Genomic DNA, 23,195 nt, shown 5'->3' with positions numbered 1-23,195 from the left:
AGGCGCACGGGGAGTGCCGTGGAAGACCGAGGCCGGCTGTCGCGGCTGAAGCCGCTCCTACGAGGAGCCGGTGCGCGCGTAGGAGCGGCTTCAGCCGCGACGATGTGGTCGGCGACGGCGCCACTGCGAATTGCCTGTTTCATCTCGCTCCTTTGCGATCGGCGCGCACCCTGGCGGCGCGCGGCGATCTCCCTCCGCGGCCCGCGAGTATGCGGGCAGCGAGGCGTTGCCGATGCCGCAGCGCGGCACCGGCGAACGCAGTCTTCAGAACTTGTAACGCACCCCGATCGCGTACTGGCGGCCGGTCTCGCTGTAGGTCAGCGGCAGCTGCGCGCCGGTGGCGCTGGTCTGCACCCACTCGTAGTACGGCACGTTGGTCAGGTTCGACCCTTCCAGGCTGATGTCGATCTTCTCGTCGATCTTGTAGGTCAGCTTGGCGTCCACGACATTGGTGCCGCGCATGCCGTGCATGTCGAAGCCGGTTTCCGTGGCCGGCACCTGGGTCAGGTAGCCGTCGCGGTGGGTCAGCGACACGCGGCCGCTGAAGCGCTCGCCTTCGTAGAACAGCGTGGCGTTGTACGAGTTCTTCGACAGCCCGGTGAGGTCGGTGTTGAACGACAGCGCGCCGGTGCCGGTGACGTACTGGATCTTCGACTGCACGTAGGTGTAGTTGAGCTGGGTGCCGAAGTTGGCCCACTTGCCCGGCAGGAAGCTGAAGGGCTGGATGTAGTTGAACTCGGCGCCCTTCAGCTTGCCGCCCGGGGTGTTGAGCGGCACGCTGAAGACGAAGTCGTCGCTGGCCGCTGCGCCGGTACCGTCGAGCAGGCTGACCGGCAGGCCGCTGCTGGAGTACGGGGCGATGGTGCGCGCGGTCTGCACGAAGCTGTCGATGTCCTTGTAGAACAGCGCCAGGCCGAGCATCGCGCCTTCCTGCAGGTACCACTCGAAGCCGAGGTCGGCGGTCTTGGCGCGGATCGGATCCAGGTTCGGATTGCCGCCGCTGACCGTGCGTGCGCCGCCGGCCACGGCGACGGTCACGCCCGGGGTCAGGCTGCCCAGGCCCGGCCGCGTCATCACCTTGGCGGCACCGAAGCGGACCAGGAAGTCCGGGGTTATCTCGGCGACCAGGTTCAACGACGGCAGGGTGTCGTGGTAGTCGCGCTCGACCGTGGTGTTGATCAGGTTGGAGCCGACCAGGGCGTAGCCGGTGGACGACTGGTTGGTCTTCACGTAGCGCACGCCGATGTTGCCGGAGAACGGGATCGCGCCGATGTCGAAGGCGAAGTCGCCCATCAACCAGGCGCCGCGGTCCTTCTCTTCCACGCTGCGGGTGTTGACCGCGCGCTCGGCCAGCGTCCAGGTGCCGGTGCCGCTGTAGATGCCCAGCGCATCGGCGATGCCGTTGAGGTCGGGCACCGCCCAGTTCGACGGCGTGCCCTCGATGCCCTTGAGCCCCGCGAGCGCGACCAGGTCGGTCGGCACGATGCGGTTGCCGGTGGCGAAGGTCGGCACGCTGGTCTCGGACGCGCGGCGGAACTCCTTGGTGTCGAAACCGTAGTTCTTGGCCAGCACGCCGCCCTTGAGGGTGAAGTTGGTGCCCAGGTTCCACTCGAAGTTCAGCGAGCCGGTGTCGAAGCTGTTGTTGGCCGACTGCGGACGCATGCGCACTTCGGCCAGGGTCCAGCCGTTGGCGGCGGTCGGGTCGATGCCGTAGTTGAACACCGGCGAGGTGTAGCTGTTGCGGTAGTCGTAGCTGTAGCCGGCGACGTTGTTCTTGTCCATGATCACCGTGGTCTGGATCGGGTTCCGGTGCTTGGAACTGGAGGTGCCGATCTCGCCGGTGATCTTGAAGGTGTCGCTGAAGCGGTGCTCGCCGTTGAGGGTGAGCTGCTTGAAGACCGTGTTCCACTCGTCGTGGCGGTTCTCCGAGCGGATGTCGGTGTTGTCGAAGCGGCCGTACAGCAGCGCACCGGACGCCGGGTCGACGTAGCCGTCGCGCACGATCATGTCCGGCTTGCCGTTCTGCGAGCGGCCGCGGCTGAAGCTGATCGCCTCGATGTAGTGCTCGTCGCGCTTGGCGTCGATCTTCGAGTACAGGCCGTCCAGCGAGAACTCGGTGCTGTCGTTGGGCTTCCACTGCAGCGAGCCGGTGACGCCCAGGCGGTTCTGCTCGTGCTCCATCTGCGTGTAGCGCGGGATGCGCGGGCTGAACACGTTGGCGCTGTTGGCGGCGGCGAACGGCGAGGTGGGGCTGTAGCCGTTGTTGCTCGGGCCGTTGGCCCAGCGCGTGGTGCCGCTGCCTTCCTCGAGCACCTGGCGCTCGGAGTAGGCCACCGACATCAGCGCGCCGAAGGTGCCGTCGGCCCAGGTGTTGGCGACCAGCGCGGCGATGCGCGGATCGGCCTTCTGCGACATGCCGTTGTAGGTGGCCTGGCCATTGGCGGCGAAGGTGAAGCCGTCGTAGTCGAACGGCCGCGCGGTGCGCAGGTCGACGGTGGCGCCCAGCGAGCCTTCCTCGACGTCGGCCGAGGCGGTCTTGCGCACCACCATCTGGGTGAACAGGTCCGAGGCGAACACGTTGAAGTCGAAGCCGCGGCCGCGGTTGGTGCCGCCGCTCTGGTCGCTGGCGCCGACCGTGGTCAGCGCTTCCATGCCGTTGATGCGCACGCGGGTGAAGTCCGGGCCGAGGCCGCGCACGGAGATGTTGCGGCCTTCGCCGGCGTCGCGGGTGATGACCACGCCGGGGATGCGCTGCAGCGATTCGGCCAGGTTGGTGTCCGGGAACTTGCCCACGTCCTCGGCGACGATGGCGTCGACCATGCCCTTTTCGGCGCGCTTGATGTCCAGCGCCTTCTCCACGCTGGCGCGGTAGCCGGTGACGACGACGGTGTCGAGCTCGGTGGTGGCATCGGCCGAGGCCGCGGCGGGCGGCGCGGACGCCGGCGCTTCCTGCGCCTGCAGGGCACCGGCCTGCAGGGCCAGGCCGATCGACAGCGCGAGCAAGGTAACCGGTGTCTTCCGGCGTTCGGTACGTGATTGCATGTCCTCCCCTCCCAAGGGTTACATGACGGCGTGGAACTGCGGGCGCTGTCGCGAATGACACCGCTGGTCAAAACCAACGTTAACAGTTGCGAAACATTGCGGCATCTTGCAGCGCAACAGAGCGCCCGGCGACCCAAGGGTCTTTGCAGTCAATGAGATAGCGCAGGATCGCGACGCCGGCCAGTGCCGAAACGCCTGCTGCCGCACAGAAATGACACCGCTAGTCACTTTTTCTGGTCGGCGTTCGCATTTCGCGGCATGCTTGGCGTCCCTTCGGCTGCCGGACCCGCCTGCCATGACCGTTTCCCGCATCGTCTGCTTCGGCGAACTGTTGCTGCGCCTGGGCGCGCCCGGCCACGAGCGGCTGCTGCAGACGCCGCGGCTGGAGGTGCAGGTGGGCGGTGCCGAGGCCAACGTGGGCGTGGCGCTGGCGCATTTCGGCCACGCCGTCTCGGTGGTCAGCGTGCTGCCGGACAACCCGCTGGGCCAGGCCGCGGCCGGCGAACTGCGCCGGCATGGCGTGGACACCAGCGGGGTGCGCTTCGTGCCCGGGCGCATGGGCCTGTACTTCCTCAGCACCGGCGCCGGGCACCGCCCCAGCGAGGTCACCTACGACCGCGCCGGCTCGGCCTTCGCGCTGGACGCGGGCGACCGGCACGACTGGCCGGCGCTGCTGCACGGCGCGCAGTGGCTGCACCTGTCCGGAGTGACCCCGGCGCTGGGCGAACGCGGCGCGGCCGCGGCGCTGGCGGCGGCACAGGCGGCACGCGCGGCCGGGGTGCGGGTGTCGTTCGACGGCAACTACCGCCCCAAGCTATGGGAGGCCTGGAACGGCGATGCGCCGGGCATCCTGCGCCAGTTGCTGGCCCAGGCGGACGTGCTGTTCGCCGACTACCGCGACCTGGAGGTGGTGCTGGGCCACCGCTACCCGCAGGACAGCGTGCAGGCGCGGGTGGACGCCGGCGCGCGCGACGCCTTCGCCGCATTCCCGCAGCTGCAGGCGATGGCCTGCACCCAGCGCGTGGCGCACAGCGTCGACCGGCACAGCCTGGGGGCGATGCTGCTGCGCCGCGACGGCGGCGTCGCGCAGGCGCCGGCCGAGGAGCTGAGCGGCATCGTCGACCGCATCGGCGGCGGCGACGCCTTCGCCGCCGGGGTGCTGCACGGCTTGAGCCAGGGTTGGGACGACACCGCCACGATCCGCTTCGGCCTGGCCGCCGGCTGCCTCAAGCACACGCTGCCGGGCGACGTGCTGGCGCTGAGCGAGGCCGAGGTGCAGGCGTGCGTGGGGGCGACGCGGTTCGATGTGAGGCGGTGAGGCCGGGAGTGGAGAGTGGGGAATCGTGAAGGCGCTGGCGCTGCGGGGTTTGCGTGCGGATTGGCGTTGCGGTGTGGCGGGGTTTTAGTCTTGGGGGTGTGCTGGTTATTCCGGCACCACGGCTTCGCTTGTCGCGGCTGAAGCCGCTCCTACGGGTGCAGCGCGTGCTCTCGTAGGAGCGGCTTCAGCCGCGACACGCAATCGCAGGTTGGCGATGCGCGGTGCAAAAGAAAACGGCCGACATCGCTGCCGGCCGCATGTTCTTTTCGGGATTCAGGATCAACACGACTCCCGAATCCCCACTCCCCAATCCCGGCTCCTCAGAGCTCCACGCAATCGAACTTGACGTCCGGATCGACCTCGGCGTCGTAGTCCACGTCCTTGCGCTCGAAGCCGAACAGCTTGAGGAACTCGTGCTTGTAGCCGGCGTAGTCGGTGAGCTGGAACAGGTTCTCGGTGGTCACCTGCGGCCACAGCGCCTTGCAGGCGTCCTGCACGTCGTCGCGCAGTTCCCAGTCGTCCAGGCGCAGGCGGTTCTCGTCGTCGGTGGCGGCCGGCTGGCCGTCTTCGCGGTACAGGCGTTCGCGGAACAGGCGGTCGGCCTGCTCGATGGTGCCTTCGTGCAGGCCCTTTTCCTTCATGATCTTGTAGACCATGGAGATGTACAGCGGCATCACCGGGATCGCCGCGCTGGCCTGGGTCACCACCGATTTCAGCACCGCTACGTTGGCCGTGCCGCCCTGCAGCTGCAGGCGCGCGTGCAGGCGCTGCGCGGTCTGGTCGAGGTCGACCTTGGCCTTGCCCAGCGCGCCGTGCCAGTAGATCGGCCAGGTGATCTCGGTGCCGATGTAGCTGAAGGCGACGGTGCGCGCGCCCGGGGCGAGCACGCCGGCGGCATCCAGCGCATCGATCCACAGTTCCCAGTCCTGGCCGCCCATCACGGTGACGGTGTCCTCGATCTCCTGCTCGGTGGCCGGCTCGATCGAGGCCTCGATGATGGCGTCCTTGTTGGTGTCGATGGCGGTGGCGGTGTAGGTCTGGCCGATCGGCTTGAGCGCCGAGCGCTTCACTTCGCCGGTGCTCGGCAGCTTGCGCACCGGCGAAGCCAGCGAATACACCACCAGGTCGACCTGGCCGCCCATGTCCTGCTGGATCAGCTCGATCACCTTCTCGCGCGCCTGGTCGGAGAAGGCGTCGCCGTTGATCGACTTGCTGTACAGGCCGTCGGCCTTGGCCTGCTTGTCGAAGGCGGCGGCGTTGTACCAGCCGGCGGTGCCGGCCTTCTTCTCGCTGCCGGGCTTTTCGAAGAACACGCCGAGGGTGGCGGCGCCGAAGCCGAATGCGGCGGTGATGCGCGAGGCCAGGCCGTAGCCGCTGGACGCGCCGATCACCAGCACGTTCTTTGGCCCATCGTGGCGCACGCCGCGCGCGCGCGTGGCGGCGATCTGCTCGAGCACGTTGCGCTCGCAGCCGAGCGGATGCGTGGTGGTGCAGATGAAACCGCGGACTTTCGGATGGATGATCAACGTGAATTCCTCGTCGGCACAATGCCCGCGGCATCTTAATGTCTGCGGCGGGCATGCAGAAGTCCCGGCGGCAGCACACGGCGGGGTATGGAGTTCGGTGTGGGTGGGCGCGCGTGTTCGGGTGGTGTCGCGTCGCGGCTGAAGCCACTCCCACATGGGGCGGCGGCGTGGCGGTGGATGTTGTGCTGGCGCTATGGGAACCGGACTCATGGGCACCCCTTGCATCACGGCGTCGGTTGTCGCGGCTGAAGGGCACCTCGAATAACGCGTTATTGGGCGGCTCTGCATGATGTCTTGTCTCGATTGTAGGAGCGGCTTCAGCCGCGATGGGCATTCCCGGTAACACCCGTCGCGGCTCAAGCCGCTCCTAAAAGTAGCCTTCGTCGTTGTTGGAGGTGCCCTGAAGCCGCTCCTACGGCATTCAGCAATCCGCCGCCGTGTCGGATCGATGGTGTGGGAGGGACTTCAGTCCCGACGCGCTGCCGGTGGCCGCCGCGGCGCTGCCGCTTGTGCGCGCTCAGATGATGCGCAAGGTGATCGCCTTGAGCACGGCGCGGGTGCGGTCGCGGGTGCCGAGCTTGTCGAGGATGGTGGAGACGTAGTTCTTCACCGTGCCCTCGGCCAGGAACAGGCTGCGCGCGATCTCCTTGTTGGAGTAGCCGCCGGCAAGCAGGCGCAGGATCGCCACTTCGCGTTCGTTGAAGGTGTCGCGCGGGGCGTCCTCGTCGCGGTAGCGGTAGCGCGCGCGCACCGGGTCGGTGCTGACCGGCTGCAGCAGGGTCTCGCCGGCGGCCACGCGCGCGATCGCCTCGCGCAGGTCCTCGGGCGCGGCATCCTTGAGCAGGAAGCCCTGCGCGCCGGCCGCGGTGGCGCGCAGCAGCAAATCGGATTCGTCGAAGGTGGTGAGCAGCAGCACCGGCGTGCGGTCGCCGCGCGCGCGCAACTGCTGCAGCGCCTGGATGCCGTCCATGCCGGGCATGCGAATGTCGCTGAGCACCACGTCCACCGGCGTGGCCGCCACCACGTCGAGCAATGCCTGGCCGTCGTCGGCCTCGCAGGCGACGACGATGCCCTGGGTCTGCAGCAGCGCGCGCAGGCCCGCACGCACCAGCACCTGGTCGTCGGCCAGGGCGATCCGCAGCGCGCTCACAGCGGCAGCCTCGCGCTCAGTTGCATGCCGCCGAGCGGCGTGCGGCCCAGTTCCAGGCGCCCGTGCAGCGCGGCCAGGCGCTCGCGCATGCCGGCAATGCCGTTGCCCTCGCGGATGCGCTCGGCGCGGTGGCCGTCGTCCTCGATGTCCAGGCACAGCTGCTGCCGATCCTGGCCCAGGCGCACCCGCACATGTGCCGCGTCGGCATGCCGGGCGGCGTTGGTCAGTGCTTCCTGCACCAGCCGCAGCAGGGTCTCGGCCAGATGCGGATCGGTGATGCGCAGCGCCGGGTCGATCTGCAACTGCAGTTGCGGCCGCGGGAACGGTGCGGCCAGGGCACACAGCGCGGTCTCCAGGTCCACGCCGCGGTCGTCGCGCAGCGACTGCACCACTGCGCGGATGTCGGCCAGCAGTTCGCCGGACAGTCGCTCCACCGTCGCCACCTCCGCGCGTTGCGCCAGCGCCGGATCGGCCAGCAGCAGGCGCAACTGGATGCGCATGGCGGTGAGCTTGTGCCCGGCCACGTCGTGCAGTTCGCGCGCCAGGCGCAGGCGCTCGGCATCGCGGGTACTGTCGGCGAGCAGCGCGCGGGTGGCCAGCAGGTCGGCATTGACCCGCGCCAGCGCCTCGCGCGACAGCTCGGCAGTGCGCGCGTAGTGCGCGCTGAGGCCGGCGAAGGCGTGGAAGCCGGCGTAGATCAGCGTGGTCAGCAGCGGATGCCTGATCCCGGCGGCGGACAGCGACAGGAAGGTGCCCAGGTTGGCCAGCAGCGCCAGCACCAGCACGGGCCGCGGCGGCCACTGCAGCGCCACCTGTGCGACCACCACCACCAGCAGCACCGGCGCCGTGCCGACATGCGGCTCCAGCCAGACCAGGGCCATCGCCGCGGCTGCCTCGACCCACAGCGCGGCATCGCGCCAGCGACCGGGCAGATAGTGCGCGCCGAGCAGCGGCAGCAGGAACAGCGTCGCCGCGATCCAGCGCCAGACGGCCAACGCATGCGGCGCGAACTGGAACGACCACAGCACGGTGGCCACGGTCAGCAGCCCGGCCAGGCGCTTGGGTTCGATCAGGTCGTGCAGGAATCGTTGCATGGCACGGATGCTGACCGCGTGCCGACGCCGCGGCAATGGGGCAGGCGCAGAAAGTGACTTCCGGCAGGCGGACGGCATGACCAGCGGCCACTGCCGCGCCACCCCGATGGCGCCACACTGCGTCCATGCCCTGCCGGGTGCCGGACGATCGGCACGCAGGACGGGCCCGGTTCATCCACCCTGCCACGCAATGCGTGGTGCACGCCGCCACGAGGAACACCGTCATGCTCCTGACCCTGCGCCATCCGGATCTGCTGTTCATGCTGCTCGGCCTGGGCTGGGGCGCGTACGAGATGCTGCTCAGCCGCCGCCGTCGCGGCGCCGATGGCGGTGCGCGCGACCAGGGCACGCTGCGCCTGCTGTGGCGCGTGCTGTACGCCGCGGTGGCGCTGGGCGTGCTGCTGTCGCTGCTCGGCGTGTGGCGCTATGCGCCGCACCTGCGCGAACCGCTGCGCTGGACGGCCTGTGCGTTGCTGGCCAGCGGGCTGGCGCTGCGCGTGTGGTCGATCCGGGTGCTGGCGCGCTGGTTCACCGTCGACGTGACCATCCAGGAAGGCCACCGCCTGGTCCGCCACGGGCCGTACCGCTATCTGCGGCATCCCTCCTACACCGGCGCGTTGCTGGCGTTCTACGGGCTGGCGCTGGGCATGGGCAACGTGCTGTCGCTGCTGGCGATCGTGCTGCCGGTGACCTGGGCGTTCCTGCGCCGCATCCGGGTCGAGGAAGCGATGCTGACCCAGGCCTTCCCCGAGGAGTATCCCGACTACGCCGCGCACAGCTGGCGGCTGCTGCCGTGGGTGTGGTGAGGCCGCCGCGATGGCGCTGCGCGACCTGATCCTGGCCAGCCTGCACCACCTGGCGATGCTGCTGCTGATCGCCACGCTGGTGGCGGAATGGGCCCTGCTGCGTGCGCCGCCGGACCAACGCCAACTGGCGCGGCTGGTCCGCGCCGACGCCGGCTACGGGCTGGCCGCGCTGCTGATCCTGGTGGTCGGTGCCCTGCGCGTGCGCTACGGACTCAAGGGCGCGGACTACTACCTGCACAACCCCTGGTTCTGGGCCAAGCTCGGCGCCTTCGCGACGATCGGCCTGATCTCGCTGGTGCCGACGCTGCGCCTGCTGCGCTGGCGCCGGCAGGCGCGGCTGCAGCCGACCTGGTCGCCGAACGCGGCACAGGTGCGCACGCTGCAGCGGTTGATCGGGGTGGAACTGGGCCTGTTGGCGGTGCTGGTGGTACTGGCTGCGGCGATGGCACGTTACGGCATGATCTGATTGGTATTACCAATTCTGGTGGCGTGCATCGCTGTAACCATTGACGTGGCGTGCTACCAGGCGCCTAATGGCCACACCATTCGCGCCCCGCCAGTTTATTGGTATGACCAATAGTCTTAAAGCTGCCGCTACCACTGCCGGCGAGTCCCCTGCCCGCCTCAGCGACCGGGTCGCCGCGCAGCTGCGCACGCTGATCGCGCAACGCGGCCTGGCGGTCGACGCGCGCCTGCCCGCCGAGCGCGCCCTGGCCGCGGAGCTGGGCGTCTCGCGCCCGGTGCTGCGCGAGGCCATCGCCCAGCTCGCCAGCCAGGGGCTGCTGCGGGCCCGGGTGGGCGGCGGCACCTACGTGCAACGGCCACCGACCCCGGAAGACCAGGTGGTGGCGCCGCTGCAGCCGTTCCTGCCGTTGCTGCACGCCGACCCGGAGTACCGCTTCGACGTGCTGGAAGCGCGCCATGCGCTGGAAGGCGCCACCGCCTGGCATGCGGCGCTGCGCGCCACCGACGACGATCGCGCCCGCATCGAGGCGGCCTACGAGGCGCTGCTGCAGACCCATGCGCAGGCCGATGCGGCGGCGCAGGCGCACGCCGATGCCGATTTCCACCTGGCCATCGCCGAGGCCACCCACAACCGGGTGCTGCTGCAGGTGATGCGCGGCCTGTTCGACCTGCTGCAGGCCAACATCTCGCAGAGCCGGCAACAGCTGTTCGAATCGCCGCGCATCTTCTCCGCCCTGCTCGCCCAGCACCGCGCCCTGCGCGACGCGATCCTGGCCGGCGACCCCGAACGCGCCCGCGCCGCCGCGCACGCCCACCTGGAATTCGTGCACAGCGCGCTGCGCACCCTCGACGAGGACGATGCGCGCCGCGCCCGTGCCTCGCGCCTCCCCTCCTCTCCCTGACCGCCCTGCCCCCATGATCATTTCCGCCTCCACCGACTACCGTGCCGCCGCGCAGCGCCAGCTGCCGCCGTTCCTGTTCCACTACATCGACGGCGGCGCCTATGCCGAGCACACCCTGCGCCGCAACGTGTCCGACCTGAGCGACATCGCCCTGCGCCAGCGCGTGCTGCGCGACATGTCGGCGCTGGACCTGCACACCGAGCTGTTCGGCGAACGCCTGGCCTTGCCGGTGGCACTGGGGCCGGTGGGCCTGACCGGCATGTACGCGCGCCGCGGCGAGGTGCAGGCGGCCAGGGCGGCGGCGGCCAAGGGCGTGCCGTTCACCCTGTCCACGGTGTCGGTGTGCCCGATCGAGGAAGTGGCGCCGGCGATCGACCGGCCGATGTGGTTCCAGCTGTACGTGCTCAAGGACCGCGGCTTCATGCGCAACGCGCTGGAGCGGGCCAAGGCCGCGGGCGTCACCACCCTGGTGTTCACCGTGGACATGCCGGTGCCGGGCGCGCGCTACCGCGACGCGCATTCGGGCATGAGCGGCCCCAACGCGCCGCTGCGGCGCATGCTGCAGGCCGTCACCCATCCGCGCTGGGCCTGGGACGTGGGCCTGCGCGGGCGCCCGCACGACCTGGGCAACATCTCCACCTACCGCGGCCATCCCACCGGACTGGCCGACTACATCGGCTGGCTCGGCGCCAACTTCGATCCGTCGATTTCGTGGAAGGACCTGGAGTGGATCCGCGAGTTCTGGACCGGGCCGATGGTGATCAAGGGCATCCTCGATCCGGATGATGCGCGCGATGCGGTGCGGTTCGGCGCCGACGGCATCGTCGTTTCCAACCATGGCGGGCGCCAGCTCGACGGCGTGCTGTCCAGCGCGCGGGCGTTGCCGGCGATCGCCGATGCGGTGAAGGGCGAGCTGAAGATCCTGGCCGACTCCGGCGTGCGCAACGGCCTGGACGTGGTGCGCATGCTGGCGCTGGGCGCCGACACCGTGCTGCTCGGCCGCGCCTTCGTCTACGCGCTGGCCGCCGCCGGCCAGGCCGGCGTGGAGCATCTGCTGACCCTGATCGAGAAGGAGATGCAGGTGGCGATGACCCTGACCGGCGCCAAGTCGATCGCGGCGATTTCGCGCGAGTCGTTGGCGCAGGTGACGCGCGAGGGGATGGTCTCGCCGTAGGACGGGTCGGCCATCCGCACGCACGCTGCGCTTCCTCGCACATGCCTGTCGCGAGGAAGCGAGGACGTGGACGGCAAAGACGACCGAGCAAGACACCCTCGCAACCGCGGTCGTTCGCGTTGACTGGGCAGGCGCACCACCGAGGCCAGGCGGCATGAGCTGGACACCGGTCAACCGCCCGCACTGCACCGCCAGCGGCGCATCTGCCGGTCATGGTGCGGCGTCCTCGGGTGCGGCGGCACGCCCTCGCGCCGCCGCACCCCGCCTGCCCTAGCCCGCCTTGCGCCGCGCCGGCGCCTTGCGTGCGGCCGGCTTGGCCTTGGCCGCCGCCGGTTTGGCGCGTGTGGCTTTCTTCGCCTTGCCGGCCGCGGCCTTGGCCGGCTTGGCCGCCTTCTTCGCGGTCTTGCGTACCGGCACGCGCTCCTCCTGCCTGGCCGGCGTGCGCTTCTTGGCGTCCAGGCTCTTCTGCAGCAGCGACATGAAGTCGACCACGTTGGTGGTGGCGTCCTCGCGCTGCGGCGCCTCGGCGTCCTCGTCGACCTGGGTGGTGCCCTCCTGCGCCTTGATCCGTTTCTGGATCACCGCGTGCAGCCGCTCGCGGAATTCGTCGTGGTAGGAGTCGGGGTCCCAGCGCCCGGACATCGAGTCGATCAGCTGCGCCGCCATCTCGGTTTCCTTGGCGCTGATCCGGTAGTCGGCGGCCTTGCCGCTGGGCAACGTGTAGTCGTCCAGGTCGACCAGTTCCTGCGGGTAGCGCAGCAGGATCAGCACCAGCGCATCCTGCAGCGGCATCACCGCCGACAGATACTCGCGGGTGCGGATCACCACCCGCGCGATGCCGACCTTGCCGGTATTGCGCAGGGTCTCGCGCAGCAGCACGTAGCCCTTCTCGGCCTTCTTGCCCGGCACCAGCACATAGGGTTTCTCGAAGTAGCGCAGGTCGATCTCGGCGGCGTCGACGAAGGCCTCCACTTCCACCGTCTCGTGGCTTTCCGGTGCGGCCGAGGCGATGTCCTGCTGCTCGACCACCACGTAATTGCCCTTGCTGTACTCGTAGGCCTTGACGATGTCCTTCCACGGCACTTCCTCGCCGGTGTCGGCATTGACCCGCTCGAAGCGGATCGGGCGCTTGTCGCGCGCATCGAGCATGCGGAAGTGCAGGTCGATCCGGCGTTCGCCGGACATCAGCGACACCGGCACGTTGAGCAGGCCGAAGGACAGCGTGCCGGTCCAGATCGGGCGCGGCATCAGTGCGCCTCCACGCCGGCGGCCTGCGCCGGCAGGTGATCCAGCGCCTGCCAGGCATCCTCGATCACCTGCCGCGCCTGGGTCCAGTCCAGCCGCGAGTCGCCGCGCATCAGATCCCAGTGCGCGGCCAGTTCGTCCTCTGTCTCGGCGCCGGGCCCGCGCGGCCAGCCGCGGGCATGGGTCTGCAGGGCGAAGGCGTAGGCCGGGCACAGGTCGCGCCACGGCGTGCGGTGGCGGGCGCGGCGCTGGCGGTAGTCGGCCAGGCTGTAGCGGCGGTAGTCCGGTGCGTCGTGCGGGCGCAGTGCCGCACCACGGCGGCGCGGCGGCGGAACGCTCGGCAAGGGATCCAGATGGGCGTTGAACAGCAGCGGGTCGGGGCGGTCGCTGGGGCGCATGGCAGGGCTCCGGGCGGCAACGGCGGCGGGGGGACGCGCAGCAGTAGCGCTGTAGCCGTTAGCGACCCGTGACCGATCCGTGGAGGATGCGCGATTCGCAATGGCTTCACCGCGCCGGCGGTGAACTGGACCTCCGCCATTCCCTGGAGGAACCGGACATGTCCACGCCCACCGATCCGCTGCGCCAGGCCGCGCCCGTCCCCGGCGAACAGCGCGGCAAGCGTCAGACGCAGGACCGCGAAGACCGCGGCGCCGGCGACCGACCCGAGACCATCGTCGAACACGAACCGCGCACCGGCGAGAACCGCCCTGCCCCGCAGGACACGCCGGCGCATTCGACGCCCGACACGGCGCACGGACGGCATGCCGACGCCAACCAGGACGAAGCCCTGGAAGAAACCTTTCCCGCCAGCGACCCGGTGTCGCCGTTCGTGCCGGCGAAGGCGCCGAAGGCGTCGTAGCCGCCAACACCGTCGTCAATGCGGCCTTGCGGCGCAGGGCATCCCCAATGCCTGACCATGTATGTAGGAGCGGCTTCAGCCGCGACAGGCGTTCCCGTGAACGCCCATCGCGGCTGAAGCCGCTCCTACAGTCCACTACACCTTCCCCGCCGCCTCCAGCGCGGCGTACTCGCTGTCGCTGAACAGCCGCGAGCGCACCAGGAAGCGCACGCCCTCGCCGTTCTCCAGCGAGAACATGCCGCCACGGCCGGGTACGACGTCGATGATCAGCTGGGTGTGCTTCCAGTAGGCGAACTGCGACGGGCTGATGTAGAACGGCGCCTCGCCGATTTCGCCAAGCAGCACGTCGCGGTCGCCGACGATGAAGTCGTCCTGCGGATAGCACATCGGCGAGGACCCGTCGCAGCAGCCGCCGGACTGGTGGAACAGCAGCGCGCCGTGCCGCGCCCGCAGCTTCGCGATCAACTGCAGGGCCGGCAGCGTGGCCAGCACCTGCAGCGGCGGCGCGGCATCGGGCGCGGGCGCGTCCATCAGGCGGCCATGTCCAGCACGATGCGGCCTTCGATCTTGCCGGCATGCATGCGCGCGAACACGTCGTTGACGTTGTCCAGGGTGTCGGTGGCCACGGTCGCGGCGACCTTGCCCTGCTCGGCGAATTCCAGCGATTCCTGCAGGTCCAGGCGGGTGCCGACGATCGAGCCGCGTACCGTCACGCCGTTGAGCACCATGCCGAAGATGTCCAGCGGGAACTGGCCAGGCGGCAAGCCGTTGAGCGAGACGGTACCGCCGCGGCGGACCATGCCGATCGCCTGCTCGAACGCCTTCGGCGAGACCGCGGTGACCAGCGCACCATGCGCGCCACCGATTTCCTTTTTCAGGTACGCCACCGGATCGGTGGTGCGCGCATTCACCGTCACCGTCGCGCCCAGGCGCGTGGCCAGCGCCAGCTTGGCGTCGTCCACGTCCACCGCGGCCACGTTCAGGCCCATCGCCTTGGCGTACTGCACCGCCATGTGGCCGAGACCGCCGATGCCGGAGATCACCACCCAGTTGCCGGGCCGGGTGTCGGTGACCTTCAGGCCCTTGTACACGGTGACGCCGGCGCACAGGATCGGCGCGACCTCGACGAAGCCGATGTTCTTCGGCAGGTGGCCGACGTAGTTGGCATTGGCCAGCGCATATTCGGCGAAGCCGCCGTTGACCGAGTAGCCGGTGTTCTGCTGCGCCTCGCACAGGGTTTCCCAGCCGCCCAGGCAATGCTCGCAATGGCCGCAGGCCGAGTACAGCCACGGAATGCCGACACGGTCGCCTTCCCTGACGTGGTCCACGCCGGCGCCGACCGCCACCACATGGCCCACGCCCTCGTGGCCGGGGATGAACGGCGGGTTCGGCTTCACCGGCCAGTCGCCCTCGGCCGCATGCAGGTCGGTATGGCACACGCCGCAGGCTTCGATCTTGACCAGGATGTCGCCGGCCTGCGGCCGCGGCACCGTCACTTCCTCGATCACCAATGGCTTGCCGAACTCACGCACCACGGCGGCTTTCATCGTCTTGTCCATCGCAACGCTCCTGAGAAAAACGGGTCCTGTCACCATCGCGCGACCGGCGACGGAGTGCCTTGATCCAGATCAGTTCGCGAGCGGGCGACGCACGCCGGCAGCGTGCCGCCGCCCTGCCCGGCGGTTCAGAAGAAGCCCAGCGCCTTCGGCGAGTAGCTGACCAGCAGGTTCTTGGTCTGCTGGTAGTGGTCGAGCATCATCTTGTGGTTCTCGCGGCCGATGCCCGACTGCTTGTAGCCGCCGAACGCGGCATGCGCCGGATAGGCGTGGTAGCAGTTGGTCCACACCCGGCCGGCCTGGATCGCGCGGCCCATGCGGTACAGCCGCGCGGCATCGCGGCTCCACACGCCGGCGCCGAGTCCGTACAGCGTGTCGTTGGCGATCGCCAGCGCGTCCGCTTCGTCCTTGAAGGTGGTCACCGACACCACCGGGCCGAAGATCTCCTCCTGGAACACGCGCATCTTGTTGTGGCCCTTGAACACCGTCGGCTTGACGTAGAAGCCGCCGGCCAGTTCGCCGTCCAGCGCGTTGCGTTCGCCGCCAATCAGCACCTCGGCACCTTCCTGCTTGCCGATATCGATGTAGGACAGGATCTTCTCCAACTGCTCGCTGGAGGCCTGCGCGCCGACCATGGTGTTGGGATCGAGCGGATTGCCCTGCTTGATCGCCGCCACCCGCTTGAGCACCTTCTCCATGAAGCGCTCGTAGATCGATTCCTGGATCAGCGCGCGCGACGGACAGGTGCACACCTCGCCCTGGTTGAAGGCGAACAGCACGAAGCCTTCCACCGCCTTGTCGAGGAAGTCGTCGTCCTCGGCCATCACGTCGGCGAAGAAGATGTTGGGCGACTTGCCGCCCAGCTCCAGCGTCACCGGGATCAGGTTCTGGCTGGCGTACTGCATGATCAGCCGGCCGGTGGTGGTCTCGCCGGTGAAAGCGATCTTGGCAATGCGCGGGTTGCTGGCCAGCGGCTTGCCCGCTTCCAGGCCGAACCCGTTGACCACGTTGAGCACGCCCGGCGGCAGCAGGTCGCCGATCACCTCCATCAGCACCAGGATCGAGGCCGGGGTCTGCTCGGCCGGCTTCATCACCACGCAATTGCCCGCGGCCAGCGCCGGCGCCAGCTTCCAGCACGCCATCAGCAGCGGGAAGTTCCACGGGATGATCTGCCCGACTACGCCGAGCGGTTCGTGGAAGTGGTAGGCGATGGTGTCGTGATCGATCTCGGAGATGCCGCCTTCCTGCGCGCGCACCGCGCCGGCGAAGTAGCGGAAGTGGTCCACGCACAACGGCACGTCGGCATTGAGGGTTTCGCGCACCGGCTTGCCGTTGTCCCAGGTCTCGGCATAGGCCAGCAGCTCCAGGTTCTGCTCGATGCGGTCGGCGATCTTCAGCAGCACGTTGCTGCGCTCGGTGCTGGAGCTCTTGCCCCAGGCGTCCTTGGCGGCGTGCGCGGCGTCCAGCGCCGCCTCGATGTCCTCGGCGTTGGAGCGCGCCACCGCGGTGAACACCTTGCCGGTGATCGGCGTGCTGTTGTCGAAGTACTGCCCGCTCTTCGGCTCCACCCACTTGCCGCCGATGAAGTTGCCGTAGCGCGACTTGAAGATGGACTGCGGATCGGTGGCATGCGGCTTGGCGGTGCTGACGGCGTTCATGGTGTTCTCCTTCGGCGGTCGGAAAGGACGGGCAGGGCCGTCCGGTAGCGGCATGTGCGCAAGTCCGATGCCAGGTTTTGCGTGCTGCGCCGCGTCACGCGGTCGCACCGCGACATACCGAGGCACCCCGTGCGGTTTTGCTGCGTCGCGTCACGTCTGTCGATTGCGCCGCGCCGGCGGATGTGCTGTTTATCGGAACACCCGTATCACCAGGTGTCGCAATCTGCGACAGCGGAGCCGGACATGGCGCAGCATCCCTCGCAACACCAACTCGGCCAGGCCCGCCGGGCCTTCTTCGAACGCGGCGGCGCTCCGGTCGGGCAGGTGCCCGACACCATCCTGCAGTCGTGGCAGCGCTGCCAGCGCCTGGGCCTGGCTGCGGACGCGAAACCGGCGATCGAACCGCTGGAAGCCTCGCGCCTGCGCGCCCTGCGCGAGGCGCACGAGCGCCTGTGGCGGCTGGCCCGCGCCGAACTGGAAGGCCTGGCCGGCGACGCCGCGGCCACCGGCAGCATCGTGCTGCTCACCGACGAGGCCGGCTGGATCCTCGACGCCGAAGGCAGCCCGCGCTTCCTCGACAAGGCGGGCAGGGTGGCGCTGATGCCCGGCGCGTGCTGGAGCGAAACCCAGGTCGGCACCAATGCGATCGGCACCGCCATCGTCGAGAGTCGCTCGGTGGAAGTGCGTGGCGGTGAGCACTATTTCGCCCCGCACCAGATCCTCAGCTGCGCCGCGGTGCCGATCTTCGATCCGTACGGCACCCTGGCCGGCGTGCTCGACATCTCCGGCGACGCCAGCGTGCAGCACATGCATGCGCTGGCACTGGCGCGGATGGCGGTGGCCAACATCGAACACCGCTATTTCGACGACGGCATTCCCGGCTGCGAACTGCTGCGCGTGCACCACGACCCGGCGCTGCTCGGCACGGCGCGCGAAGCGCTGCTGGCGTTCCGCAACGGCCGCCTGGTGGCCGCCAACCAGGCCGGGTTGCGGCTGTTCGGGCTGGAGCGCCACGAGCTCGGCCGCGCGCCCTACGAAGCGCTGTTCGAGGAGCCGCTGTCGCGGCTGCGCCAGCAGGGCAGCGTGTTCGACCTGCAGGGGCGGGCGCTGCACGGACGCATCGACAGCCCGGCCGACGATCGTCCGCGGCGGCGCCCGCAGCAGGCGCCGATCACCGTGACCGCGTCATCGCGGCCTTCGGCGGCGGCGGCGTCCGACGCGCCGCTGTTCGACTCCGCGCAGGAGCTGGCGCTGGAGCGCGCGCGGCGCGTGCTCGACGCGCACTTGCCGGTGCTGGTGCAGGGCGAGACCGGCACCGGCAAGGAAGTGTTCGCGCGCGAGCTGCACCGGCGCAGCGCCCGCGCCGGGCGCCCGTTCGTGGCGGTCAATTGCGCGGCGCTGCCCGAGGGGCTGATCGAAGCGGAACTGTTCGGCTACGAGGACGGCGCCTTCACCGGCGCGCGCAAGCACGGCAATCCGGGGCTGTTGCGCCAGGCCGATGGTGGCGTGCTGTTCCTGGACGAGATCGGCGACATGCCGCTGGCCCTGCAGCCGCGGCTGCTGCGCGTGCTGCAGGAACGCGAACTGTTGCCGCTGGGCGGCGGCAAGCCGGTGAAGCTGGATTTCGCCCTGGTCTGCGCCACCCACCGCGACCTGGACACGGCGATGGCCGAGCAGCGCTTCCGACCCGATCTGTACTACCGCATCGCCCACCACTGCGTGCAGATTCCCGCGCTGCGTGCGCATCCGGACCGACGCGCGCTCGTCGCCGAGTTGTGGGCGCGGCTGGGGCAGGGCAGGCGCCTGACCGAGGCGGCCCTGGCGACGCTGGGCGCCTACGCGTGGCCGGGCAATCTGCGCCAGTTGGTGGCGTGCCTGCGCACCCTGGTGGCGTTGAGCGAAGCGGATGCGTTGGTCGATACCGACGCCTTGCCGGCCTACCTGCCTGGCGTGCACGCGGCGAAGCAGGGCGGTGCCCACGTCGCACCGCCGCCGCTGCCGTCCGCCGACCTCGATAGCCTGGCGTTGCAGGCCATGCGCCAGGCGCTGGACGCCTGCGACGGCAACGTCTCGCAGGCCGCACGCCGGCTCGGCATCAGCCGCAGCACGCTGTACCGACGGCTGCAGTTGGGGACGCACTGAGATCGCGTTTCGCTGTCTCCGGCTGCGTCGCGCGGTCGTCGACGCCACATGTCTCGTAGGAGCGGCTTCAGCCGCGACGTGACCTGATCGGGCATGCCAGTCGCGGCTAAAAGGCGCTCCTACAGGACAACCGCGTTTCTTGCCGAGCCGCGACAGCCCCCGCAGAACGCCGCGTCACGGTTGACCGTCGCTCTCACATCCAACGTGTCTTTCAGGCGGTACACATCGGCCCGCGACTGCCGCGTCCGAACACGGCGAGCAGCGCGCGGTGCTGCCGGCGATGCTTCAGGCTCCTTCGCCACCATGGAGCTTCACATGCAACGCTTGCACGGCAAGATCGCGCTCATCACCGGCGCCAGTTCCGGCATCGGCCACGCCGCCGCGCATCTGTTCGCGCGCGAAGGCGCCTGCGTCGTGCTGGGCGCGCGCCGCGGTGCGCTGCTGCAGACGCTCACCGCGGAGATCGAGGACGCCGGCGGCCAGGCCGCGTGGCTGGCCGGCGACGTCCGCGAGGAGGCATACGCGCAGGCGTTGGTGGCGCTGGCGAACACACGCTTCGGCGGACTGGACATCGGCTTCAACAATGCCGGCACCCTGGGCACCTTGGTGCCGACCACGCAGCTGCAGGCGCAGGCCTGGCGCGACGCGCTCGATATCAATCTCAGCGGCGCATTCTTCGGCGCCAAGCATCAGATTCCGGCGATGCTGGCACGCGGCGGCGGATCGCTGATCTTCACCTCGACCTTCGTCGGCCACACCGTCGGCTTCCCGTGCACCGCCTCCTATGCCGCCAGCAAGGCCGGCCTGATCGGCCTGACCCAGGCGCTGGCAGCGGAGTTCGGACCGCAGGCGATCCGGGTCAACGCCTTGCTGCCCGGCGGCACGCACACGCCGATGGCGGAGGCGATGAACGGCACGCCGGAAGCGCTGGCGCAGGTCGCGCAGCTGCATGCGCTCAAACGCCTGGCGCAGCCGGACGAACTGGCGCGGGCCGCACTGTTCCTGGCCTCGGACGAGGCGGCGTTCGTCACCGGCAGCGCGATGCTGGTCGACGGCGGCGTATCGATCATGCGCAGTTGACCCAGACGGCGGTCGCGATGTCGCCGCGCCCGCAAGCTGCGTGGCGAGGCGCACGCTCGCCACCGCGGGCGATGCCCTGCCGCTGCCGGCGTCGCGACAGCAGCGGCGGGGCATGCATCGCTCAGTCGTAGCTGTTGTTCATGCACGGTGAGCTGACCGGCGTCAGCACACTGAAGCTGCTGGCGTACAGCGCGATGATGCAGGTCCCCGGCGCATCGCTCTGCACGTAGTTGCATTGCTTGCTGTTGCGGCTACGCGAGCTGCCGTCGCTCATCTGGAACGACAGGTTCCAGTAGTCGCTGGAGCCGGTCTGCGCCCGCAGCGGCACGGAGGCGATCGTACCGCCCGCCGGCAGCGACGCCGAAGCGGCCGGATCCATGTAGTTGCCGCAGGTGTGCTTGACGCTGACGTTGTTGATCGTCTGGCCGGTGCAATTGACCACCGTGAAGGTGCCTTGGTACGGCGTGGCGCTGACGCCTTCGGCCAACGCGGGTTTGCTCTTGGTGCCGGCGTTGTCGCGGCTGTCGTCGGAAGTGCTCATGGTGCGTCTCCTGGAGGGGCGTGGCGGTCTGCGGGGGTGGCATTACGCTAGCGCCGCCGCGAAGAACGCCGCCAGCGTCCGCCGCCGGTTCGCGTAGACAGGTGCAGTGCGTTTGGTAGACGACTTGCGTGCGCGGCGCAGCGTGTAGACACGCGGCACCTGGCGTTCGCTCAAGGCAGGAGGGGCACCGCCTCCGATCATTCACGCGAGGCCGCCAGGCGCCTTCTCCCGCAGTGCCGCTATCGCGTCCGCCTCGCGCTGCATCTGCGCCTCGAACTTGCCGTAGTTCGACAAGTGCAGATGCTGATGGACGCATCGACCGTCGTCGGCGTACAGCTGCGGCAGGCTGTCGCCGAGTGGTCGCCGGAACCAAGCAGGTGCGCAGCCGCGAGCGAAAGCCTAGCCAGACCGGCAGGCGTTCGCGGCTAGTGCGGCAAGTCCCACTGCAAGCCGACCGTGTAGCTGCGGTCGGGACCCGGCTCGTAGTAACGGCCGTTGCCGTCGTTGACGATGACCGAGCCGATGTAGCGGCGATCGAACGCGTTGTCGATGCGCGCGAAGGTGCGCAGGGTGCCGTGCGCGGTCGGCCAGCGCCGCGCCGCTTCCAGGTTGAGCAGGGCGTAGCCGGGCGCGGCCTCGCTGGCCAGGTCGTTGACCACGGTGTCGCCGGCGGCCACGCCCTCCACCGCGAATTGCCAGGCGCGCGGCTGCCACTGCCAGCGCGCGAACAGTTGCTGCTGCGGCACGCCGGGCAGGCGCGTGCCGGCGGCCACCACGGCGGTCGGCGTCGCGCAGCCGCTGCTGGCGCAGGTCAGGTAGGCCTGGCGCACCGTCGCCTGCAGCCAGGTGTAGGCCACCTGCAGTTGCGCGCTGGCGCCCAGCGGCAGGGTCAGGCTGGTCTCGGCGCCCTGGCGGCGGGTGCGGCCGATGTTGCGGTAGGTGCTGCGGCCGTTGATGTTGCTGGCCACCGCCAGCTCGTCCTCGGTGGTGGCGCGGAACAGCGCCGCGTCCCAACTGGCACCGGCGGCGTTGCGCCACTTCGCGCCCAGTTCCAGGTTCTGGCTGCGCGCGGCGGCCAGGTCCAGCGCCAGGCCGGCGCCGCCGTCGCGTCGGTAGCCCAGCTCGTTGAAGGTCGGGGTCTCGAACCCGCGCCCGGCCGAGGCGTAGAGCCGCAGGTCGTCGGTGACGCGGAACACCAGTCCGGCCACCGGCGTGGTCGCCGCATAGTCGGTGCGGCCGCTGTCGTCGGGATTGCGGCCGACGATGTAGGCATCGTTCGAGCGGAACCGGACCTGGCTGTGGCGCAGCCCGGCCAGCAGCGACCAGCGCTCGGCGAACTGCCACCAGGCCTGGGCGAACTGGTCCACGTTCTCCACCCGGTCCTGCTGGTCGCGGCGCAGCCGGCCCTTTACCCCGAGCGTGCTGCCGACGAAGTTCTCGTAGCCGGTGCGGTGCTGTTGCTGGCGGTCGGCATTGGCGCCGACAGTGAACTGGAACGGGCGGCCGCCCAGTTCGCCCTGCCACGCCCAGCGCGCGTCGAGGCCGCCGTAGTCGCCGTCCAGGTCGATCACGCCGCCGGCATTGAGCGGGTTGCTCTGCGCGCCCACCGGCACCGAGAGGTACTGCGTGACGTCGCGGCGCCCGGCGTAGCCCATCAGCCGCCAGGTCTGCTGGTCCACCTGCTCGGTGAAGATCGCGCCCGCCTGCACCTGGCGGGTGGACTTGCGGGTGTCGAACTGGTCGGCGGCGGCGGTGGCCTGGCGCGGGTCGGCGGCGACCTGGGCCCGGCTCAGGCCCAGCGGATCCTGCGCGTCGGGTGCCTCCAGCGCGTTGAGCAGCAGGTCCAGGCGCCGCCCGGGCGCCAGGTCGATGCCGATCTTGGCGTTGAAGGTGGTGCGCTGGGCGTGGCTGTGGTCGCGGTAGCCGTCGGTGCTGAAATGGGTGGCCGCCAGGTTGTAGTGGACGTCGCCCTGCTGGCCGAGCGCCTGCGCGCTGAGGGCGGCGGTGCCGTGGCTGCCGATCGCGCTGCGCAGCCGCCACGGATCGTCCGGCTGGCCGTCGGCGCTCCACAGCTGCACCACGCCGCCGGAGGAGTTGCCGTACAGCGCCGAGAACGGCCCGCGCAGCACCTCGACGCGCTCGCTGCCGAACAGGTTGAAGTTGGACAGCTGGCCCTGGCCATCCGGCATCGTCGCCGGGATGCCGTCCAGCAGCAGGCGCACGCCGCGCACGCCGAACGCCGAGCGCGCGCCGAAGCCGCGGATCGACAGCTGGGTGTCCTGCGCGTAGTTCTGGCGGTCGCGCGCGAGCAGGCCGGGTATCCCGGCCAGGGCCTCGGAGGCCTGCACGCCGAGGCGGTCGCTGTCGCCCAGGCCGGTGGTGGTCAGCGACGCCGGCAGGTCGAAATCGGCCACGCCGCCGACGCGGGCGGCCTGGACCTGGAGCACTGGCAAGGTGGTGGCCGGATCCTCGTCGGGAGCGGCGTGGACCAGGGGCGACAGCGCCAGGGCGCAGGCCCCGCAGAGCAGGGCGGAGGGCAGGGAAGATGACATGGCCCATCATCGCCCAACTGCCGCCCGGCCGCACCCGGCCAAGCGCGGCAGCGTTTGTTAGGATGAGGTGTTTGACCGCGCCGGC

Annotated in this window: 19 protein-coding genes; 8 read left to right on the top strand and 11 right to left on the bottom strand. The window is 69.8% G+C overall.

The features are described 5' to 3' along the window. Window positions 1–264: 264 nt before the first annotated feature. Window positions 265–3,042, bottom strand: coding sequence for a TonB-dependent receptor (locus tag AC1PMG_RS00205; protein WP_481110214.1), 2,778 nt, complete (start codon window positions 3,040–3,042; stop codon window positions 265–267). 295 nt (window positions 3,043–3,337) lie between these two features. On the opposite strand from AC1PMG_RS00205, the gene AC1PMG_RS00200 reads away from it, so the two are divergent. Next, window positions 3,338–4,360 (top strand): PfkB family carbohydrate kinase, encoded by a 1,023-nt coding sequence (locus AC1PMG_RS00200; RefSeq protein WP_342074357.1) that lies wholly within the window; start codon window positions 3,338–3,340, stop codon window positions 4,358–4,360. A gap of 320 nt (window positions 4,361–4,680) precedes the next feature. Here the strand turns inward: AC1PMG_RS00200 and fabV are convergent, their stop codons facing one another. The 3 genes from fabV to AC1PMG_RS00185 all read right to left on the bottom strand — a co-directional run bounded on the left by fabV (window position 4,681) and on the right by AC1PMG_RS00185 (window position 8,130). Then, window positions 4,681–5,886 (bottom strand): enoyl-ACP reductase FabV, encoded by a 1,206-nt coding sequence (fabV, locus tag AC1PMG_RS00195; protein ID WP_481110213.1) that lies wholly within the window; start codon window positions 5,884–5,886, stop codon window positions 4,681–4,683. Window positions 5,887–6,403: 517 nt separating this feature from the next. Continuing rightward, window positions 6,404–7,036 (bottom strand): response regulator, encoded by a 633-nt coding sequence (locus AC1PMG_RS00190; protein ID WP_017910062.1) that lies wholly within the window; start codon window positions 7,034–7,036, stop codon window positions 6,404–6,406. Next, complete coding sequence (locus AC1PMG_RS00185) at window positions 7,033–8,130, bottom strand: sensor histidine kinase (RefSeq protein ID WP_481110212.1); 1,098 nt, start codon at window positions 8,128–8,130, stop codon at window positions 7,033–7,035. Before AC1PMG_RS00185 ends, AC1PMG_RS00190 begins: the two co-directional genes overlap by 4 nt. A gap of 224 nt (window positions 8,131–8,354) precedes the next feature. Here AC1PMG_RS00185 and AC1PMG_RS00180 point away from each other — a divergent pair, with 224 nt between their 5' ends. The 4 genes from AC1PMG_RS00180 (at window position 8,355) to lldD (ending at window position 11,477) form a co-directional block, all read left to right on the top strand. Beyond that, window positions 8,355–8,936, top strand: a complete 582-nt coding sequence (locus tag AC1PMG_RS00180) for a methyltransferase family protein (RefSeq protein ID WP_481110211.1) — start codon at window positions 8,355–8,357, stop codon at window positions 8,934–8,936. Window positions 8,937–8,946: 10 nt separating this feature from the next. Next, window positions 8,947–9,402 (top strand): DUF2214 family protein, encoded by a 456-nt coding sequence (locus AC1PMG_RS00175; protein WP_481110210.1) that lies wholly within the window; start codon window positions 8,947–8,949, stop codon window positions 9,400–9,402. A gap of 103 nt (window positions 9,403–9,505) precedes the next feature. Continuing rightward, entirely contained in the window at window positions 9,506–10,303 is a 798-nt protein-coding gene (gene lldR, locus AC1PMG_RS00170; RefSeq protein WP_481110209.1) for a transcriptional regulator LldR, read from the top strand. 13 nt (window positions 10,304–10,316) lie between these two features. Further along, on the top strand, window positions 10,317–11,477 hold the full coding sequence (gene lldD / locus AC1PMG_RS00165) for an FMN-dependent L-lactate dehydrogenase LldD (RefSeq protein ID WP_295948110.1): 1,161 nt from the start codon (window positions 10,317–10,319) through the stop codon (window positions 11,475–11,477). 270 nt (window positions 11,478–11,747) lie between these two features. On the opposite strand, the gene ku is transcribed toward lldD, so the two are convergent. Together ku and AC1PMG_RS00155 are read right to left on the bottom strand one after the other, a co-directional pair. Next, the gene (ku, locus tag AC1PMG_RS00160) at window positions 11,748–12,725 is read right to left on the bottom strand and encodes a non-homologous end joining protein Ku (RefSeq protein ID WP_481110208.1); all 978 of its coding nucleotides are present in this window, start codon (window positions 12,723–12,725) and stop codon (window positions 11,748–11,750) included. Then, window positions 12,725–13,120 (bottom strand): hypothetical protein, encoded by a 396-nt coding sequence (locus AC1PMG_RS00155; RefSeq protein ID WP_481110207.1) that lies wholly within the window; start codon window positions 13,118–13,120, stop codon window positions 12,725–12,727. Before AC1PMG_RS00155 ends, ku begins: the two co-directional genes overlap by 1 nt. A 158-nt stretch (window positions 13,121–13,278) precedes the next feature. On the opposite strand from AC1PMG_RS00155, the gene AC1PMG_RS00150 reads away from it, so the two are divergent. Beyond that, on the top strand, window positions 13,279–13,581 hold the full coding sequence (locus AC1PMG_RS00150) for a hypothetical protein (protein WP_193313880.1): 303 nt from the start codon (window positions 13,279–13,281) through the stop codon (window positions 13,579–13,581). Window positions 13,582–13,716: 135 nt separating this feature from the next. Here the strand turns inward: AC1PMG_RS00150 and AC1PMG_RS00145 are convergent, their stop codons facing one another. The 3 genes from AC1PMG_RS00145 to adh form a co-directional block, all read right to left on the bottom strand. Further along, complete coding sequence (locus AC1PMG_RS00145) at window positions 13,717–14,112, bottom strand: DUF779 domain-containing protein (protein WP_481110206.1); 396 nt, start codon at window positions 14,110–14,112, stop codon at window positions 13,717–13,719. Continuing rightward, the gene (gene adhP, locus AC1PMG_RS00140; protein ID WP_017914594.1) at window positions 14,112–15,140 is read right to left on the bottom strand and encodes an alcohol dehydrogenase AdhP; all 1,029 of its coding nucleotides are present in this window, start codon (window positions 15,138–15,140) and stop codon (window positions 14,112–14,114) included. Before adhP ends, AC1PMG_RS00145 begins: the two co-directional genes overlap by 1 nt. Before the next feature lie 125 nt (window positions 15,141–15,265). Continuing rightward, on the bottom strand, window positions 15,266–16,795 hold the full coding sequence (gene adh, locus AC1PMG_RS00135; protein WP_017914593.1) for an aldehyde dehydrogenase: 1,530 nt from the start codon (window positions 16,793–16,795) through the stop codon (window positions 15,266–15,268). 243 nt (window positions 16,796–17,038) lie between these two features. On the opposite strand from adh, the gene AC1PMG_RS00130 reads away from it, so the two are divergent. Together AC1PMG_RS00130 and AC1PMG_RS00125 are read left to right on the top strand one after the other, a co-directional pair. Beyond that, window positions 17,039–18,937, top strand: coding sequence for a sigma-54-dependent Fis family transcriptional regulator (locus tag AC1PMG_RS00130; protein WP_481110205.1), 1,899 nt, complete (start codon window positions 17,039–17,041; stop codon window positions 18,935–18,937). A gap of 315 nt (window positions 18,938–19,252) precedes the next feature. Next, window positions 19,253–20,017: an SDR family oxidoreductase gene (locus AC1PMG_RS00125; RefSeq protein ID WP_481110204.1), complete on the top strand. Its 765-nt coding sequence runs from the start codon at window positions 19,253–19,255 to the stop codon at window positions 20,015–20,017. Between the two features lie 121 nt (window positions 20,018–20,138). Here AC1PMG_RS00125 and AC1PMG_RS00120 read toward each other — a convergent pair whose 3' ends face one another. Next, on the bottom strand, window positions 20,139–20,558 hold the full coding sequence (locus AC1PMG_RS00120) for a hypothetical protein (RefSeq protein WP_481110203.1): 420 nt from the start codon (window positions 20,556–20,558) through the stop codon (window positions 20,139–20,141). 425 nt (window positions 20,559–20,983) lie between these two features. Further along, complete coding sequence (locus AC1PMG_RS00115) at window positions 20,984–23,110, bottom strand: TonB-dependent receptor family protein (RefSeq protein WP_481110202.1); 2,127 nt, start codon at window positions 23,108–23,110, stop codon at window positions 20,984–20,986. Window positions 23,111–23,195 lie beyond the last annotated feature (85 nt).

It is taken from the genome of Xanthomonas sp. NCPPB 2250, assembly GCF_056725265.1.
Note: the sequence above shows the minus strand (reverse complement) of the source record. Positions and strands in the feature narration are given on the sequence as shown.

Bases quoted from the DNA above. Each gene is read 5' to 3' on its own strand.
- AC1PMG_RS00205 (WP_481110214.1), bottom strand. From the start codon at position 3,042: ATGCAATCACGTACCGAACGCCGGAAGACACCGGTTACCTTGCTCGCG.
- AC1PMG_RS00200 (WP_342074357.1), top strand. From the start codon at position 3,338: ATGACCGTTTCCCGCATCGTCTGCTTCGGCGAACTGTTGCTGCGCCTG.
- AC1PMG_RS00185 (WP_481110212.1), bottom strand. From the start codon at position 8,130: ATGCAACGATTCCTGCACGACCTGATCGAACCCAAGCGCCTGGCCGGG.
- AC1PMG_RS00180 (WP_481110211.1), top strand. From the start codon at position 8,355: ATGCTCCTGACCCTGCGCCATCCGGATCTGCTGTTCATGCTGCTCGGC.
- AC1PMG_RS00175 (WP_481110210.1), top strand. From the start codon at position 8,947: ATGGCGCTGCGCGACCTGATCCTGGCCAGCCTGCACCACCTGGCGATG.
- lldR (WP_481110209.1), top strand. From the start codon at position 9,506: ATGACCAATAGTCTTAAAGCTGCCGCTACCACTGCCGGCGAGTCCCCT.
- lldD (WP_295948110.1), top strand. From the start codon at position 10,317: ATGATCATTTCCGCCTCCACCGACTACCGTGCCGCCGCGCAGCGCCAG.
- ku (WP_481110208.1), bottom strand. From the start codon at position 12,725: ATGCCGCGCCCGATCTGGACCGGCACGCTGTCCTTCGGCCTGCTCAAC.
- AC1PMG_RS00155 (WP_481110207.1), bottom strand. From the start codon at position 13,120: ATGCGCCCCAGCGACCGCCCCGACCCGCTGCTGTTCAACGCCCATCTG.
- AC1PMG_RS00150 (WP_193313880.1), top strand. From the start codon at position 13,279: ATGTCCACGCCCACCGATCCGCTGCGCCAGGCCGCGCCCGTCCCCGGC.
- AC1PMG_RS00145 (WP_481110206.1), bottom strand. From the start codon at position 14,112: ATGGACGCGCCCGCGCCCGATGCCGCGCCGCCGCTGCAGGTGCTGGCC.
- adhP (WP_017914594.1), bottom strand. From the start codon at position 15,140: ATGGACAAGACGATGAAAGCCGCCGTGGTGCGTGAGTTCGGCAAGCCA.
- adh (WP_017914593.1), bottom strand. From the start codon at position 16,795: ATGAACGCCGTCAGCACCGCCAAGCCGCATGCCACCGATCCGCAGTCC.
- AC1PMG_RS00130 (WP_481110205.1), top strand. From the start codon at position 17,039: ATGGCGCAGCATCCCTCGCAACACCAACTCGGCCAGGCCCGCCGGGCC.
- AC1PMG_RS00125 (WP_481110204.1), top strand. From the start codon at position 19,253: ATGCAACGCTTGCACGGCAAGATCGCGCTCATCACCGGCGCCAGTTCC.
- AC1PMG_RS00120 (WP_481110203.1), bottom strand. From the start codon at position 20,558: ATGAGCACTTCCGACGACAGCCGCGACAACGCCGGCACCAAGAGCAAA.
- AC1PMG_RS00115 (WP_481110202.1), bottom strand. From the start codon at position 23,110: ATGTCATCTTCCCTGCCCTCCGCCCTGCTCTGCGGGGCCTGCGCCCTG.